Origin of the sequence: Anaerotruncus sp. AF02-27, assembly GCF_003465835.1 — a bacterium.
Lineage (GTDB): Bacteria > Bacillota > Clostridia > Oscillospirales > Ruminococcaceae > Anaerotruncus > Anaerotruncus rubiinfantis.
Genome location: NZ_QSBX01000008.1, coordinates 73,736 through 90,795, shown reverse-complemented (window position 1 = coordinate 90,795; position 17,060 = coordinate 73,736). Strand labels below are relative to the sequence as shown.

Sequence of the window (17,060 nt, the reverse complement as noted above, 5' to 3'; positions counted from 1 at the left end):
GCGGGAATTTTCCCGCGGCCCGCGTTCTAACAAAACCAACAAAGCCAGGAGCGATGCGTTTTGCAGGAGACCACACCCGTCCTTCGTATGAGGGATATCAAAAAAGAATATTATGGAAACCAGGTGCTCAAGGGCATCTCGCTTGAGGTCATGCCTGGCGAGATCCACGCGCTCTGCGGCGAAAACGGCGCCGGCAAATCAACCCTCATGAACATCCTTTTCGGGATGCCGGTGATCCATGAGACAGGCGGTTTTACCGGCTCGGTCGAGATTGGCGGTGCGCCGGTCGCGGTGCGCAGTCCATCCGACGCGATGAAATTGGGGATTGGGATGGTGCATCAGGAATTTATGCTGATCCCGGGATTCACCATCGCGGAAAATATCAAGCTGAACCGTGAGCCGCTGAAACCTGGACTGCTCGGGATGCTGTTCGGCCAAAAGCTGCAGACGCTCGACGCCGGAAAGATGGCGGCCGATGCGCGTGCGGCGCTCGACCGGCTGGGGATGGATGTGGATGAACAGCTACCGGTGGCGGGGCTTCCGGTGGGATATATGCAGTTTATTGAGATTGCGCGCGAAATCGACCGGGAGAACACCCGCCTGCTCGTCTTTGACGAGCCGACCGCTGTGCTCACCGAAAGCGAAGCGAAAAGCCTGCTCAAAGCGATGAAAAAGCTGGCGGAGGACGGGGTGGGGATTCTGTTTATCACCCACCGTCTCGACGAGGTGATCGATGCGGCGGACAAGGTAACAATCATGCGCGACGGCGCGCTGATCGGGACGCTTAACAAGGAGGACACCACCATCGAGCAGCTTGCCGAGCTGATGGTTGGCCGAAAGATTGACCTTAAACAAAAGGAAAGCGCCTATTCGGGAGACCGGTCGCAGATTTCGGTTTCACTGCGCAATTTCCGGGTGCAGATGCCGGGCGAAATGGTGCGCGGGATCGACCTCGATGTTTATAAAGGCGAAATCCTCGGCCTCGGCGGTCTGGCCGGGCAGGGAAAGATCGGCGTGGCCAATGGCCTCATGGGGCTTTATCCGGCGGACGGGGAGGTTCTTGTCACCGGAAAGCCGCTCAAGCTGAACGATGCGAAAGCGTCAATCGCCGCCGGGCTGAGTTTTGTTTCGGAGGACCGGCGCGGCGTTGGGCTGCTGCCGGACACCGCGATTGAACTGAATATGGTCATCCCGGCGGCCGTGAACCAGAACCGGTTTCTGAAAGGGGTGGGCGTCCTGAGCCAGCTCGATATGGCCGCGGTACGTGAAACCGCAAATCGGTATATTCAGGAGCTCGACATCCGCTGTACTGGGCCCGCCCAGCCGGTGCGCCGCCTTTCGGGCGGAAACCAGCAGAAGGTCTGCATCGCGCGGGCCCTGCTGCTCGGCCCGGATGTGCTGCTCATCTCGGAACCGACCCGCGGAATCGACGTGGGCGCGAAAAGCCTGGTGCTTGACACGATCGTGAAACTCAACCAGGATGAAGGGCTCACGGTCATCATGACATCGTCGGAGCTGGCTGAACTGCGGCTGGTCTGCGACCGGATCGCGATCATAACCGGCGGAAAACTGGCGGGCGTCCTGCGGCCGGACGATGCGGACGCGGCGTTTGGGCTTGCGATGTCCGGCAGCACCGGGAAAGGAGGCGCGCAATGAACAATCCGAAATTGATGATTCAAAAGATGGGACTTCCGCGCCTCATCATCCTGGCGTTTTTGCTGCTGCTTACCGTGACGGCGGTTTTCCAGCGGCAGGACCTTGCGACACTCACCTCCGACGTGCTGGTGCGGTTCGGAATGAATCTGGTCATGTCGCTTGCGATGGTGCCGGCGGTGCTTTCCGGCACCGGCATGAACTTTGGCCTGCCGGTCGGGCTCTTATGCGGCATTTTGGCCGGGCTGATCAGTATCGAGCTGGGGCTTCTCGGTTGGGCGGGAATCCTTGCGGCAATCGCCATTTCGCTGCCAATTGGCGCGGCGACGGGTTGGCTTTACGGAAAACTTTTAAACGCGGTCAAGGGTTCTGAGATGGTGGTTGGCACCTATGTGGGTTATTCGGTCGTATCGCTTATGTGCATCGGCTGGCTGGTGATCCCGTTTCGGTCGCCGGAGATGGTCTGGCCGATCGGCGGGCAGGGATCGGGCCTGCGCTCAACCATCGCGCTCGCCGGGAACTATGACGCCATCTTCAACAACTTCCTCTCCTTCACCGTATTCGGGGTGAAGATCCCGACGGGACTCATCCTGTTTTCACTGTTTGCGTGCCTGCTGATGTGGCTGTTCACCCGGTCAAAAACCGGTATTTCCATGCAGGCCGCGGGCGATAATCCACGCTTTGCGGCGGCAAGCGGAATCTCGGTCGACCGCAGCAGGATGGTTGGCACAGTGCTTTCCACGGTGATCGGCGCGGTTGGGATCATTTTCTATGCGCAGAGCTTTGGTTTTTACCAGCTCTATAACGCGCCGCTCAATATGGCGTTCGCGCCGGTCGCGGCGGTGCTGCTGGGCGGCGCGTCGGCTGGGAAGATCCGCATTTCGCATGTGATCCTCGGCACCTTCCTGTTCCAGGCGCTGCTCACCATCGCGCTGCCCGTCGCAAACCAGCTGATGCCGGAGGGGAGCCTGTCCGAGGTCATCCGGATCATTGTTTCAAACGGCATCATCCTATACGCGCTTTCGCAGACGGGAGGGAAAGGAAAATGAATCGTCCAAAATCCGGCGCAGTCAAGCGCTTTCTGGTTGCGAATATCGTGCCAATCCTTTTTTCGGCAATTTGCCTTCTGGGCGTCCTTTTTTCCGGTTCGAATCCGGCTGTCATTCTGATGGATGTGGTCGCGCGCTTCGACCGCAATGCTTTTTTGGTGCTTTCTCTGATCATCCCGATCCTCACCGGTTTGGGTCTCAACTTCGGCATCGTGCTCGGGGCGATGGCCGGGCAGGCCGCTATTTTTATCGTCTGTGTCATTGGATTGACCGGTATGACCGCCGTTTTTATCGCGGCGGTGATCTCGATTCCACTGGCCGTGCTGTTCGGATGGCTGTCCGGCCTGCTTTTAAACCGCACGAAGGGGCAGGAGATGATCACCAGCATGATCCTGGGTTTTTTCGCGGCGGGCGTCTACCAGTTTATCTTTCTGTTCGCGCTCGGCGGGATCTTCCCGATTGACGCACCGGAAATCATGCTCGGCACAGGGGTCGGCGTGCGCAATACGATCGATCTTGGAAATATGAAATACGCGCTTGATAACCTCTGGAAGGTCGATCTATTCACCGGCATCACGTTGCTTGGCGCGCTGCTGCTTGCGGTGAACGCAATCCGTCTTCTGCGGCCGCAAAATCGTGTCAGGAGACGCATTTCCATAACCGTGCTCTGGGGGACCGTAACCGTGTTCGGTTTGGTGGGAGGCAGACTGCCGCAGTTTGCCTCCTATCAGATGCTGGTAAAGATTCCGATGGCGCCGTTTCTTTTGATCGCGGGACTGTGCCTGCTGATCCCCGCGTTTTTGAGGACCAAGCTGGGTCAGGAGATGCGCGCGGTTGGACAGGACATGGGGGTCGCGGCTGTGGCGGGCATCGATGTCAACCGTACCCGTATCATCGCCATTTGTATTTCGACGGTGATCGCGGCGCTCGGACAGATCATTTTTTTGCAGAACCTCGGCAATCTTTCCACTTACAATGCGCACGAAAATGTCGGCATGTTTTCGGCGGCGGCGCTGCTGATTGGCGGCGCGGCGGTCTCGAAAGCCACGGTTGGGCAGGCGCTGATGGGGACGGTGCTCTTCCACCTGCTCTTTAACGTCTCCCCGATGGCGGGCAAGAACCTGTTCGGCAGCGCCGAGATCGGCGAATATTTCCGGGTGTTTATCGCATACGGCATCATCGCGGTGACGCTGGCGCTTTACGCTTGGAAAAAGGTTGTGCAGCAGCGTGAAAAGAATAAGCTCCTTTGAATGAGGAAAGCGCCCCGGCCAAAGGCCGGGGCGCTTTCCTCTGTATGTCCTGGTATGTTCGTATTGCCACAAAAACTGGTGAATTTTTGGTTCCTGACACAATTTCAAAGCAGGTTTGGTGTGTTATAATGGGATTAAAGACCAAAAGCCGTGTTGGCGGCGGGGGTTCTTTTAAAAGTGTGAAGAAGTGTGGAAGGAGTCAAACCAATGAAAAAGTGTGTGGTGATCCCCGATTCGTTCAAAGGGTCGCTGGATTCGATTGAAATCTGCGACCTGGCCTCCGACAAGGTAAGGAAGTTTTTTCCGGACTGCGAAGTGGTCACGCTTCCGGTTGCGGACGGCGGCGAAGGCACAGTGGAGTGCTTTTTACATGCGATGCAGGGCGAAAAGATCGCGGTGCGGGTAAACGGCCCGTTTATGAAGCCGGTTGACAGCTTCTATGGCCGCTTCGGCGACCTTGCGGTGGTGGAAATGGCGGCCGCGGCGGGCCTGCCGATGGTGGAGGACTGCAAGGACCCGGTGGGTACCACCACCTACGGAGTGGGCGAGCTGGTGAAGCACGCGGTCGAGAACGGAGCCAAGCAGGTGATTCTGGGATTGGGCGGAAGCTGCACCAACGACGGTGGCTGCGGCTGCGCGGCGGCTCTGGGCGTGCGTTTCACCGATGCGCAGGGCAGCGAATTCGTCCCTGTCGGCGGTACGCTTGACAAGATTGCGGCAATCGATCTTTCGGCGGCAAAGAAACTGCTTTCCGGCGTGGATATCACCGTTATGTGTGACATTGAAAATCCGATGCACGGCGTGACCGGCGCGGCGTATATCTTTGGGCCGCAGAAGGGCGCGGATGAGGAAATGGTGAAGTTCCTTGACGCCAAACTGGTGGCGCTCGACAAGATTATGCAGAAGGCGCTCGGCATTGAGAGCGTCGCACAGCTGCCCGGCGCGGGCGCGGCAGGCGCGTTCGGCGCGGGTGTGGTTGCTTTCCTGGGCGGCAAGCTCAAGTCCGGCATCGAGACGGTGCTTGACATTGTCGGGTTCGACCGTGTGATTGCCGATGCGGATGCGGTTTTCACCGGAGAAGGCAAGATCGACAGCCAATCCCTGCGTGGCAAGGTGGTCATCGGCGTATCCCGCCGCGCGCAGAAACAGGGGGTGCCGGTTTACGCGATTGTGGGCGACGTGGGAGACGATGCGGCAGGCGCTTACGATATGGGCGTTACAGCGATCTTTTCGATCAACCGGGTGGCGGTGCCCTTCTCGGTGGCGCGCACCCGCAGCAGGCAGGATTTCCAGGGAGCGTTTGAGGACGTCCTGCGGCTGATCAAAAGCGTGGAAGCGCGGGCCGCCCGATAAATAGGAAAAAGAGCGTGGGCAACTTGGCAGCCCGCGCTCTTTTTATGCCTCCAGATACTGTTAATTCCCTTTTATTGTGGTACAATAGCCGCAGAGCAGTTATTCCACCGGCTTATACGCAGGACGATTCGCGCCTTTGGCGCTGCTGTCCTGATGCGCCATGATCCCGCACACATGAAGTGTGCGGGATCATAGACAAAAAATTCAGGGAAATGGCGGGATGGTTTTGAAGGTGTTTGATATCGTCGGCCCAGTGATGATAGGGCCTTCCAGTTCCCACACAGCGGGCGCGGCGCGTATTGGGCGAATTGCCTACGCGCTGCTGGGCGAGAAAGCGGTGCGGGCCGACATCCGCCTGCATGGCTCATTTGCCAAAACCTATAAAGGGCATGGAACCGACAAAGCGCTGGTGGCGGGTATCATGGGCATGAAGCCCGACGATCCGCGTATCCGCAAAAGCCTTGAACTGGCGAAGGAACAGGGCCTGGAGGTTTCGATCCGGCCGGAGTTTTTCGAAAACGCGCATCCCAATACCGCGCTGATCATACTGATCGGGGAAAACGGAGGTCAAGTGCGGGTACAGGGTGCGTCGGTCGGCGGCGGAAATATCCTGATCACTGAAGTCAATGGGATGCCGGTTGAGATCACCGGCCAATACGCCACTCTGATTGTCCTGCATCGGGACGCGCCGGGGACCATCGCCCAAGTCACCGAATTGATTGCAAGCCTTGGGGTCAATATCTGCAATTTTCGGCTTTCCCGCGAACAGAAAGGCGGCACGGCGGTTATGACTATAGAGGTGGATGGGCAGGTGGGCAAGGAGCTGAACGCCTGTATCCGGCAGCTGCCAAACGTCATCGGTTCCACCATGCTGCAGCCGATTTGACAAAGGAGAAAGAAATGGATATACATTATGATTCGATCGCAGGGCTTGTGAGCGCGGCACAGGAAAGCGGGGAAAAACTTTCACGGCTTGTACTTGCGCAGCAGGCAAAGGAGCTGGAAAGCACCGAGGAAGCAGTTTTTTCCCAGATGGAAAACCACCTCGATGTGATGGCCGCATCGGTTCGGGAAGGTTGTGCGCCGGGACTCCGCTCGGCCAGCGGACTGACCGGTGGGAGCGCCCATAAGATGCAAAGGGCTGTGGAGGCGGAAAAAACGCTTTGCGGCGGGCTGTTTGGCAGCGCGTTGACCAAGGCGCTGGCTGTTTCCGAACTGAACGCCGCGATGGGAAGGATCGTGGCCGCGCCGACCGCTGGGTCCTGTGGGATTCTGCCCGCAGCGATCCTTTCGCTCAAAGAGGCGCGCAGCCTGCCCAAACGCGACTGCGTGATGGCGCTGTTTACTGCGTCGGCGGTCGGTATGGTGATCGCAAACAAAGCGTCGCTTGCCGGCGCGCAGGGGGGATGCCAGGCAGAATGCGGTTCCGCTTCCGCGATGGCAGCAGCCGCCTTGGTTGAGCTTGCGGGCGGCGTGCCGCAGCAGGTTTCCGACGCGGTGGCCATTGCGCTGAAAAATGTGCTTGGCCTGGTGTGTGACCCGGTGGCGGGACTGGTGGAAATTCCCTGCATCAAGCGCAATGCCGCCGGTGTGGCGAACGCGTTGGCTGCGGCAGAGTTGGCGCTGGCGGGTATCGGCAGCGCAATACCGGCCGATGAAGTGATCGGCGCCATGAAGCGGGTGGGAGACGCGATGGAGCCCGCGCTCAAGGAAACCGCCGAAGGCGGGCTGGCCGCCACGCCGACCGGAAAACGGCTTGCCGGCCAGGTTTTCGGAGATTCGGACCTGCCGCGCGCAGGCGGCTGCGGCAGTTGTGGAAGGTGCATGCCGTAATAGCATGGCAATGAGGAATCTTTTTCGGGGGCCCTTTCAAAGGGAGCCGAAATGTGCTATAATTCATATATATATGGCTGGAAGAAAATCCGGCCTGATTGTATACGAAAGGGAACGCCGCTATGGAACCTTTGAAAAACCGGGCTTTGCGCAGGAAACTGGAGAGACAGTCTGCCGAATTGCGGGCGCGCAACGAGGATCTACGCGCGTTGACGGACAATATTCCCGGCGGGGTGTTCCGCTGTACTGCTGCTGAGCCGCTCACGCTTCTGCAGGTTAGCGACGGCTTTCTTTCGATGTTTGGTTACAGCAGGGCAGAAATCAAAGATCTCTTCCAGGACAGTTTTTGGCTGATGATCCATCCGGACGACCGGGAAAACGCCCTGCGGGAAGCGCAGCGCCAGCTTCAGTACAGCAATACGAAGGAAATCGAATACCGGGTGGACTGCAAAGATGGGCATGCCATGTGGGTGCTTGACAAAGGGCAGCTGGTCAAGTCGAAAGACGCGGCGGAACCGGATACCTATTACTGCATCGTAATTGATATCACCAATACCAAGAAGGTCCAGGAGGAGCTTCGTTTAAGCCTGGAACGGCATCAGATCATCATGGATCAGACTACGGATATCATTTTTGAATGGGATATTGCAGAGAATTCGCTCATGGTTTCTCAAAACTGGGAAAAGAAATTTGGCTATCCGGTGTTTCCCGCCCAGAGTATGGAAACCGCGTTAAAGAATGCGCCCATCCATCCGGATGATCAGGAGGGGGCATTGCGGCTTGTGGAGGATGCGCGGCGGGGGGCGCCGTATACGGAAACGGAACTGCGCATCGCAAATTCCGAAGGGCGGTATATCTGGTGCCGTATCCGCGCGAGCGTGCAGTTCGACGGCGCGGGAAAGCCGATTAAATCGGTCGGCGTAATTGTGGATATCGATTCGGAAAAGCGGCTGATGCTGAATCTGCTCGATAAGGCGGAAAAGGACGCGCTCACCGGACTCTATAACCGCGGGACGGCCCAGAAGCTGGTGGAATCCGTGCTGGAGACTTCGCAGCCGGAAGAGGCCTGTGCCTTGCTGATTATTGATGTGGACAATTTTAAGCAGATCAATGATTCCAGAGGCCATCTTTTCGGTGACGCGGTACTGTCGGCTATTGCGGGTGAAATGAAGAAGCTGTTCCGCGTTTCGGATGTGATCGGGCGGATTGGGGGAGATGAGTTTTTGGTTTTCCTCAAAGGAATCCCATCGCGGGAGTTCGTGTTCGGCCGTGCGGATAAGACCCTTGGAATTTTCAACAGAGTTTTGAATGGGCAGGACTGCCAGGATCGGATTTCCTGCAGCATCGGGGTGTCCCTGTTCCCGCAGGATGGGCGGGATTTCCATTCGCTCTACCACAGCGCTGATACCGCGCTCTATGCGGCCAAAAAGCAGGGGAAGAATTGCGTTCTGCTGTTTGACGGTCATAAATAAACGCCCCCGCGCATTTGCGGCGCCGTTTGCCCCTTCAAAGCAGAGGGCGGCGCTGCCTGCGCAGGCGCGGAGAGGCCTTCCCGAAAAAACGGGATATATTTACCCAGGGCCGCGGCAATCCTGCCGCGGCCCTGATACCATGTTTTGCAAGCGGAAATGGGATTGTCATGCGGCGGTGCGTTATGCTATACTCATATTGTTTATTGGAAGGTGGGGATGATGTGCTGACAGCGGCGGGCCTTGTGAAACGTTATGGCAGGACGGCGGTACTGGAGGGCGCTTCGCTCACCTGTGAACGTGGACAGGCGGTCTGCCTTGCCGGGGCTAATGCCGCTGGCAAGACCACGTTGCTCACCATCGCAGCGGGCCTGCAAAAGCCGGACGCGGGGAAGGTATCCTGTGACGGAACGATTGGTTACGTTCCGCAGGAGCTTTCGCTGCTGACCGACCTGAGCGTGCGGGACAACCTGCTGCTTTGGTATGCGGCGGCAGGGCGTCCCGCGCGGGAAGTATTCTCTCAAAACGCGCTGGAAACGCAGCTGGGGCTTTCGCCCTATGCACGCCGCACGGTGCGGAAGCTTTCCGGCGGGCTCAAAAAGCGCGCCGAGATTGCCTGTGCATTGGTCCGTCGCCCGGCTTACCTTCTCATGGATGAGCCGTTTAATGGCCTCGACCTTGCAAGCCGGGAAGAGATCGTCCAATTGCTCTGCCGGCTCAAATCCGAGGGCGCGGGGCTTCTTTTCTCCTCGCACGACCCGCATCAGATTGCCGCGTCCGCCGATTCAGTGATTCTTCTGAAGGATCATCAGACCCTGGCCCCTCAGAAATTGGAAGGGGACCTTTCCGCGCGGACCGCGCAGGTTATCACATTGCTTTCCCGCGCATAAAGCTTTTCATAGAAAATGAACCCAACCGATTAGGAGGTACCAGAGAATGGATGAAAACAAAATTCCCGGAGAGGAACTGGAAGGCCAGCAGACCCTCTCGGGACAGCAGGACGCCGCGACCGCGGTAGCTGAGCCTGCCGAGAAGAAAGAGACGCAGGACGCACCGGAGGCCGAAGTGCGGCAGGATGAACCAGCTGGCGAAGAACAGCAGGAAATGCCTTATCAGACGGCGGAGATGCCAGACCCGGCAAGCCTTTACACCGCGCCTGAGCCGCCGGTCAAGAAAAAATCCCCGGCCATGCTGATTATTGGAATCCTGTGCGTTGTGCTGGTGGCGGCGGTGGCCCTGTTGGCGGCAACGCTGGGTGGGATGTTTATGAAACCGCGGGACGCGGTTTCCAAGGCGTTTACCTCGACCAACGCCGCGGTAGCCGCGCAGAAGGACCGGCTGGCACAGGAACTGCCCGGTATGAAATACCTGACCGGTCTGGCCGAATCTGCCCCGGCGAAAACCAACTTTAACCTTGCTGTCGATCAGGTTGACATGGGCGTCAGCACTGCGGAAAACGCCATCATTTCCAAAATACTCAAGGGCTTCGGCCTGAAGGGGAGCTATGTCAACGATCCGGACAGCAAGGTTTTTGAACTGGATGGCGCGGTACATATGGATGGAGCGGATCTGATTGGGCTTTATCTGTATGGTTCTCCGGAACTGGTCGCTGGTGGAATCCCCAGCTTTTCTGATACGGTGTTCTCGTTTAATCCCGCGACCTTTGCGCAGGATTTCCAGCAGAGCCCGCTTTATGCGACGAGCGGGATGGATGAACAGACGCTCAACATGATGCAGGAAGAGATCAACAGCCAGCTGAACTCGATGGACGCGATGAGCGTGGCCAACCAGAAACAGATGGCTGAAGACCTGTACCGGCTGATGGGCGGCGCGCTGGACAACGCCACCTTTGAGAAAGCGCCTAAAGAGGAGGGCCTCAAGTGCTATAAGATCATCATTCCGGGAGAGGATGTCAAAGGCGCGGTGATCGATGTTGTGAAGTATCTCTATTTTGATTCGCCGTTCGCGGGAATATATCGCGCTGCTTTCGAGCCGATGCTGATCGACACCGGGATGAGTTACGAAGCTTTTATGAACGATCAGATCATTGGCGTCCTGGAGCAGGAAATGCCGCCGCTGGAGACTGAAGCAGTGGTAAAAGTGGGCAAAAAGAACATCATTCAGTCGGTGCTGGCGGTCGTCAAACCGGTCACGGTGAATACCGTCACCTTTGAAGGAATCTCCCTGAACTATGCGCTTGCTGAGGATATGACCGAAAAACTCACTGTGGCCTGTAAAATAACTGGCGCCGGAGAGGGTGAAGTCGTCGACATAAAGATGGCGCTGGACGATCAGTATGCTGATGGCGCCTATGACCTTAGAGTGGCTTTTGATGTGCAGGCGGAGAATATCCTTACACTCAATCTGTCCGAGTCTTTCCGATTTGATCGGGAAGGGGCCGCCAACTTCGGGGTCAATATGGACATTTCGGCGCCCACGGCTGTCGGTGCCGAGGAAATTGCGGTTGACCTGGTGGCGGAAGGCTCTGTTTCCGAGACGGACGGCAAGGTGGTATTCACCTATCCAAAGATCGGCGGTTCGCTCACAACCGAAGGGCAGACGATGAGCCTTTACTTCAAGCTCGACGCGGACAGCGCGCCGATCGATTCACCCTATGTGATTTCCAGGGAAACCAAAGAGCTGTTCAAGATGTCCGAACAGGAACTGCAAACTGAAATGCAGAAGATGGAAGCGGGAGCGCAGCAGTTCTTCGGTTCCCTCATGCCCTTTCTGATGGGCGCATAAACGGCAGGGGATACATACTTCATGAAGCTATTTGCAACTGCATTTTACATCGCATGCAAGCACAGCGGCCGCAGGCTGCTGTGCTTGCTCTGCGTTTTTGCAGTCTGCCTGGGCCTTCTGGGGGCGGTGTTTGCCGCCGTGCCGGAAAAAAGCGTCCCCAAAGCTGAGGTTGCGATCGTGAACCTGGACCAGAACCCGATGAGCAGGACGCTGCTGCGTTCGTTTGCGTCAATGGAAAGCTTGTCCGATCTGTTTCAGGTGTCGTTTGCCTCGCCGGAGGAACTGGACCGCCAGCATTATAACGCGGTGCTGACCATACCGGACGGCTTTCTTGACAGCGTGCTGACCGGTGAGAACCTCAGCCCGGTTCTGGAGGTGGATATCTCCACGCCGCTTGAAGCAATGTGGGTGCGGGAGCTCGCCCAGGCTGGCGCTTCGGCGCTGACAACCGCGCAGCTTGGGGTGTACACGGTTCAGGAAGCGGTGAACTATGGAGAGGGTATGCCGCGGAAGGATTACGAGCTGTTGCTTATGGATGTGAACCTCACCTTCCTTAAAGAATTCCTTTCGCGGCTGGAACTTGTCGCGCAGGAGCGCCTTTCCGCGACCGGCACGCTTTCGCTGCCGCTTTATTATGCGGCGTCGCTTTGCGCACTCTTGTTTTTGGCCTATGGGTTCCTCTATATGCCTGCGGTGCGCGGTCTGAAACGGTTTGCTGTGCGGGCGCGCGCAGACGGCATGGTGCTCTTTGTGTCCGCCTTCGCGCATATCGCGGTATTTACGGCGGCTCTGGGACTGCTGCTCTTTCTACCCGCCTGCCACCGTTTCGGCTTTACGATGGAAAAACTCGCGGCCTTTTTGCTGTTTCTGCTGCTCGTGAGCGGTTGGACACTGGCCATTTGCCTGTTGACCGAAAGTTTTTCCGCCTGCGCGGCCGCATCGATTTTGCTTTCCACCGGTATGGGGCTTTGTGCCGGCGGCTTTTTGCCCCTCGCGCTGATGCCCGCCGCCTTTACCGGAATTGCGGGATTCCTGCCCGCGGGGCGGGCGATCGCGCTTGCCGGGGCAGTCCTGGGGGAGCCGCTTTCCAGCGGCTCCGTTTTGGCGGCGGGGGCCATGGCGGCGGCCATGCTTTTGCTGGCGTGGTTTTGCTGGCGGCATAAGGGGGTGGCCTGATGCGGTATTTCGGGACGCTCCTGCGTTTACAGATCTGGTCGCGGCTGCGCTCGGCTTCCTTTGCGGCGACGGCGGCCTGTTTTCTCGTGCTGGCACTTGGGTTTGCGGTGTTACTGCCGGACAGACAGCCATCCGGCTTGACAGTTGGGTTGTTTGCCGAGTCGCAGAGCGGGCGGGATACGGCGGAAATCTTACAGAAGAACGCCAGCTGCCGTTTTTTGCTGTTCGACAGCGAGGAGGCGCTTGAAAAGGATCTGCTGGCCGGAAAGCTGCACTGCGGATATCGGATTTCCGACGGGGAGAACCCGGTCACCGCGCTCACAACCGACGGCTCCTATATGCGTCCGCTGCTGGATGAGGTGGTGCTTTCCGCCTACGCCGAGGCGAGACTGCCGCAGGATGTGCGGGATTACCTGATGCAGGCGGGGCTCGGTTCAGCCGATGTGGAAGGGATACTTGCAGGGCTGCGCGGCGAAGCCACCCCGATGACCATTACGGTGCAAACAGTCGGGAAGGCATCGGTGCAGGCGCTCGCGGAGCAAAGTGTCTCCCTGCTGCTCTACGCGGTGCTTACCACGGCTTTTCTGGGTTGCGCGGTGCTGTCCGGACTGCTTGCGGGGGATGAGCGAAAACGCGCCTTGCAGCAGCTTTCGGCCCTTTCCGGCCGGCGGCTTTCCGGCGCCCTGGCGCCGGCATTGGCCGATGTGCTGCTCAATCTGGCGGTGCTGGTTTTGACGGATGTCTGCATCAGCCGGCTGCTGCCGGGCGGATATCAGCCCGCCGGACGCGCCGCGCTGTTGGTGGCGCTTGCCCTACTGGGCGTTGCTTTCCGTATGCTTGCGGCGGCATTGCGGCGGTTTTCCGGTGCGGTTGCCGCGCTGATGCCGGTCTGGCTGCTGGCGGGAATATTCTGTTCCGGTTCGATTATAAGCCCGGAACTGCTTCCGGCTGGGCTTGGTATACTGCGCTTTTTTTCGCCGGCATGGTATCTGCTCAGGCTGCTGCAGGGCTTTTAAAAGGGTGCAAAAACTCCCCGGCGTTTTTTCGCCGGGGAGTTCTCCGTTTTATGGTTACGCGATGTGATATTGCGCCCTGCCGGTTTCAAAAAGGTTTTGGCCGGTACAGTCGGCGGCGACGATCAGCGGCAGCTCCGCAAGAAGCAGCTGTTTGACCGATTCGCAGCCAAGATCCTCATAGGCGAGGACCTCGCACCGTTTGATACAGTGCGCGGCGAGCGCGCCCGCGCCGCCGATCGAACAGAAATAGACACCTCTGTTTCGGACGATCGCATCGTAAACCGCCTGCGAACGGTCTCCTTTGCCGATTGTGGCGGCAAGCCCGAGATCCATAAGCGCGGGGGTAAAAGGGTCCATCCGGCTTGAGGTGGTCGGCCCGCAGGAGCCGATCGCCATGCCTTCGGGCGCGGGGGTCGGGCCTACGAAGTAAATGGTGGAGCCTTCGATAGGGAAGGGAAGCGGGCCGCCGTCCTTGAGCGCGGCCATGATCCGTTTATGCGCCGCATCGCGGGCGGTATAGATCGTCCCGCTGAGCAGCACGCGGTCGCCCGCGCGCAGTTCCTTGGCCATACGCTTCAGGTCGGAGGCATCAATCCGATAGGTCTTCACGCGTTACCCCTCCCAAATGTCCCGCCTCGTCGTCCGGTTCGGCAAACGGCTGGCCGGGTTCCTCGATATAGCTGAGCCCGCCTTCCTGCGGGTTGAACCGGTCCTCGATCTGCCTGATCACTTCCTGCATCACATCGACACGGTCATTGAGGACGAAAAGGATCTCTTCGATCGATTTGCGCAGTCTGCCCGCGTCGCCATTGAAGCTTGCGAGTTCCGCATAGAAATTCTTCATATAATCCTTGGCCTGATCGGTGATTTGTTTGGCCTGCGCATTGGCCTGGTCCACGGACTGTTTGGCTTGGGCATTCGCTTCAGCAACAATCCGCTCCGCGTCGCGCTTGGCTTCGATGATGGTATCACCGATCTGGTTCGAGAGCTCGTCGTATTTTTTGCTCTTGTAGTCGAGGCTTTCGGCTTTGAACTGCAGCTGGCGGCTGCGCTCGGTCTGGATTTTCACCTCGCGTTCGGAGGCGTTCAGCTCTTCCTGCAGCTCTTCGTTCTGGGTTTGCAGGGTTTTGAGCATCTCCTGCGCGGCGGCGGCCTGGCGGCGTTCCTCTTCAAGCTGGAGCGCGACTGCTTCAAGCTTGCCGTTCTGGTCGGCGAGCTGCGCCTCCAGGTTCTTGATGTGGGCGATCTGTGATTCCTGTGCCTGCGCGAAAGCGTTCAGTTTTTCCTGGTATTGCTGCTCGGTTTTGTGGAATCCTTCATTGAGGGAATCTATGTAAGTCAGGACCGACTTTTTGTCGAATCCGCCGAATGTCGTTGTCTTGAAAAACGCTGTATCAGCCATTCTACTTCTTCCTTTCGACAAACGTTCTGTATTTTTGGCAAAATCCATATTAAGTATACCATTATTCCCGGGAAAAACAAAGAGATTTTTTCAGAATTGCACAATATGATTCCGAGTTTTTGTATGATATACTCTATGAGGAACACTTTGGAGGCTTGGGAGGAGAAAACATGGAAAAAGTTGTGGCTTTCGACCTGGATGGGACACTCAGTGAATCGGATCTGTTCTTGATCCCATCTTATAAGGCGGCGCTCTGCGAGCGGGGGCTGCCCATGCTTTCGGATGAACGGCTCAAGCTGTTGATTGGCTGCACGATTGAGAATGCCCGCGCAATTGTGATGCCCGACCGCCCCATGGAGGAATACCTCGAATACTCCCGTGCGGTTGGCCGCCATGTGCAGGATTTTGTCCGGCGGGGACGCCCGTATCCGGGCATTCCGGAGAGCCTTGCAAAACTGCGTACACGCGGTTATAAAGTCGCGCTCTGTTCGAACGGGGAATCCCATTATGTCTATCAGGTGCTCGACAGCCTGGGGCTGACCCAGTACTTCGATTTTGTCCAGCATGTTGTGCTCGGCTGTGATAAATCCGATTTATTGCGGCGGGTCATCGAGAAATTTGCACCTGCAAAAGTGGTGATGGTCGGGGACCGCGTTTACGACGTCGAAGCCGCCCGAAATAACGCGGTGCCGGTGATCGGCTGTCTTTACGGGCTCTATCCGGATGAGGTGCGGGACGCGGATGTTCGTATCACGGCCGCGGACCAGCTGCCGGAAGCGGTAGAGATGCTGCTTGGTTAAAAAAATGGCACGGGAAAGCGCCTGTCAGAGCGCTTCTTCCGTGCCGTTTTCGTATAGATAGCGGGCGAAAAGAACCAGAACGGGGGCGGCGAACAGCCCGACGAACCCCGCGATCTGCAGCCCGGCGTACATGGACGTGATCGTTGCAATGGGATGCAGGCCAATCTGGTCGCCCACGATGCGCGGTTCGATGATGTTGCGAATGACCTCGATGACCGCGAACAGCAGGAGCAGCCCAATCCCCCCGGGCGGATCTCCGCCCGCGATCAGCACGAGTCCCCAGGGCACTAGGATTGTACCGCTGCCGATGAGCGGCAGGATGTCGAGCAGGGTGATGGCCGCCGCGACCGGCAGGACATATTCAAAGCCGAGCAGCCACAGCCCGAAGCCGAGTTCACAGAAAGTGACCGCCATGATGATGATGTAGGCGCGCACAAACTGCCAGATGGTCTCGCGTGCGAAGCGCTGCAGCCCGCATACGCGCGGCGCAAGCCGCTTGGGGATGAGGTTTCGCAAAAAACGCGCGACCATGCGGTAATTCGATGCGGTTAAAATCGAGATGACGACGGTGAAAACTGCCGCGATGAGCAGGAGGGGCAGCTTTGCGGCGATTCCCGCGGCCCAGCTGACCAGGTGGGCCGAACCGTCGACCGCAGCCTGCTGTGTGGCGGCGGCGATCGCATCCGAAAGGCTTTCAAGGCTTTGCCCGGTGTCCGGATAGAAACGGCCGGCTAGACCGTAAAACCAGCCGCTCAGCCGGTCGAGCACCGGTGCGATGTTCTGTGCGTAGAGATCCGGCAGGCGCAAAAGCAGCTCATAAAGCTGGGCGAGCACAATGGTGAGAAACAGTCCAGCCGCGCCCGCCACCGTCAGATAGAAAAAAAGCAGGATCAGCACGCAGGCGGTTTTTTCGCCAATATGGGCGCGCTTTGCAAAGGAAAGGGTGAGCGGACGCATCAGCGCCGCGATGCCGGTGCCGAGGAAAAACGGCAGCATCCAGATACAGACATATTTGAAGAAAAAGAAAAGCGTGCCGCCGATCGCGGCATAATAGAGGATGTAAAATAAAGTCTGGCGTTTTTCCTGTTCCTGCACCGCCTCACCTCCCGTTTCTAGCATATTATGCTGAAAACACCGGCCGATATAACCACGTGCCAAACAGTACAAAACATTGGCAGGAAGCTATGCAGAATGGAAAAACCGTTGTATATATTAAACAAGACCTTCTGGAATTTCTTACAATTAATAAACAAACTGCCCCTTTACTTTCACAAAACGGTATGGTATAGTGTATTTGGCTGCGATACAAAAGTA

At 57.7% G+C, this 17,060-nt stretch carries 15 protein-coding genes; 12 read left to right on the top strand and 3 right to left on the bottom strand.

Annotation, left to right across the window (positions count from 1 at the left end; genetic code table 11):
• The first annotated feature begins 60 nt into the window (after positions 1-60).
• The 11 genes from DWV16_RS08520 to DWV16_RS08470 all read left to right on the top strand — a co-directional run bounded on the left by DWV16_RS08520 (position 61) and on the right by DWV16_RS08470 (position 13,544).
• On the top strand, positions 61-1,656 hold the full coding sequence (locus DWV16_RS08520) for a sugar ABC transporter ATP-binding protein (protein WP_341423443.1): 1,596 nt from the start codon (positions 61-63) through the stop codon (positions 1,654-1,656).
• Positions 1,653-2,702: an ABC transporter permease gene (locus tag DWV16_RS08515; protein ID WP_118478725.1), complete on the top strand. Its 1,050-nt coding sequence runs from the start codon at positions 1,653-1,655 to the stop codon at positions 2,700-2,702. The genes DWV16_RS08520 and DWV16_RS08515 overlap by 4 nt, the downstream gene beginning before the upstream one ends.
• Complete coding sequence (locus DWV16_RS08510) at positions 2,699-3,952, top strand: ABC transporter permease (protein WP_118478723.1); 1,254 nt, start codon at positions 2,699-2,701, stop codon at positions 3,950-3,952. The genes DWV16_RS08515 and DWV16_RS08510 overlap by 4 nt, the downstream gene beginning before the upstream one ends.
• Positions 3,953-4,159: 207 nt before the next feature.
• Entirely contained in the window at positions 4,160-5,305 is a 1,146-nt protein-coding gene (locus DWV16_RS08505; RefSeq protein ID WP_066458481.1) for a glycerate kinase, read from the top strand.
• A 220-nt stretch (positions 5,306-5,525) separates the two neighbouring features.
• Positions 5,526-6,191, top strand: a complete 666-nt coding sequence (gene sdaAB, locus DWV16_RS08500; RefSeq protein WP_370218970.1) for an L-serine ammonia-lyase, iron-sulfur-dependent subunit beta — start codon at positions 5,526-5,528, stop codon at positions 6,189-6,191.
• A 14-nt stretch (positions 6,192-6,205) separates the two neighbouring features.
• Positions 6,206-7,138 carry an L-serine ammonia-lyase, iron-sulfur-dependent, subunit alpha gene (gene sdaAA / locus DWV16_RS08495; protein ID WP_066458483.1) on the top strand — a complete coding sequence of 311 codons (933 nt, stop codon included), beginning with the start codon at positions 6,206-6,208 and terminating at the stop codon, positions 7,136-7,138.
• Between the two features lie 122 nt (positions 7,139-7,260).
• The gene (locus DWV16_RS08490) at positions 7,261-8,610 is read left to right on the top strand and encodes a sensor domain-containing diguanylate cyclase (protein WP_066458485.1); all 1,350 of its coding nucleotides are present in this window, start codon (positions 7,261-7,263) and stop codon (positions 8,608-8,610) included.
• A gap of 221 nt (positions 8,611-8,831) precedes the next feature.
• Positions 8,832-9,497 (top strand): ABC transporter ATP-binding protein, encoded by a 666-nt coding sequence (locus DWV16_RS08485; RefSeq protein WP_066458487.1) that lies wholly within the window; start codon positions 8,832-8,834, stop codon positions 9,495-9,497.
• 46 nt (positions 9,498-9,543) lie between these two features.
• A complete protein-coding gene (locus DWV16_RS08480) occupies positions 9,544-11,352 on the top strand; it encodes a hypothetical protein (protein WP_118478719.1) in 1,809 nt (602 codons plus the stop codon).
• Between the two features lie 21 nt (positions 11,353-11,373).
• Positions 11,374-12,528, top strand: coding sequence for an ABC transporter permease (locus DWV16_RS08475; protein WP_118478717.1), 1,155 nt, complete (start codon positions 11,374-11,376; stop codon positions 12,526-12,528).
• Complete coding sequence (locus tag DWV16_RS08470; protein WP_118478715.1) at positions 12,528-13,544, top strand: ABC transporter permease; 1,017 nt, start codon at positions 12,528-12,530, stop codon at positions 13,542-13,544. Before DWV16_RS08475 ends, DWV16_RS08470 begins: the two co-directional genes overlap by 1 nt.
• A gap of 54 nt (positions 13,545-13,598) precedes the next feature.
• Here DWV16_RS08470 and DWV16_RS08465 read toward each other — a convergent pair whose 3' ends face one another.
• The gene (locus tag DWV16_RS08465; protein WP_158572825.1) at positions 13,599-14,153 is read right to left on the bottom strand and encodes a FumA C-terminus/TtdB family hydratase beta subunit; all 555 of its coding nucleotides are present in this window, start codon (positions 14,151-14,153) and stop codon (positions 13,599-13,601) included.
• Entirely contained in the window at positions 14,134-14,946 is an 813-nt protein-coding gene (locus DWV16_RS08460) for a DivIVA domain-containing protein (protein ID WP_066458496.1), read from the bottom strand. Before DWV16_RS08460 ends, DWV16_RS08465 begins: the two co-directional genes overlap by 20 nt.
• A gap of 170 nt (positions 14,947-15,116) precedes the next feature.
• Between DWV16_RS08460 and DWV16_RS08455 the strand changes: the two genes are divergently transcribed.
• Complete coding sequence (locus DWV16_RS08455) at positions 15,117-15,746, top strand: HAD family hydrolase (RefSeq protein WP_066458499.1); 630 nt, start codon at positions 15,117-15,119, stop codon at positions 15,744-15,746.
• Between the two features lie 24 nt (positions 15,747-15,770).
• Here DWV16_RS08455 and ytvI read toward each other — a convergent pair whose 3' ends face one another.
• Positions 15,771-16,841: a sporulation integral membrane protein YtvI gene (ytvI, locus tag DWV16_RS08450; protein WP_066458502.1), complete on the bottom strand. Its 1,071-nt coding sequence runs from the start codon at positions 16,839-16,841 to the stop codon at positions 15,771-15,773.
• Between the last annotated feature and the right edge of the window lie 219 nt (positions 16,842-17,060).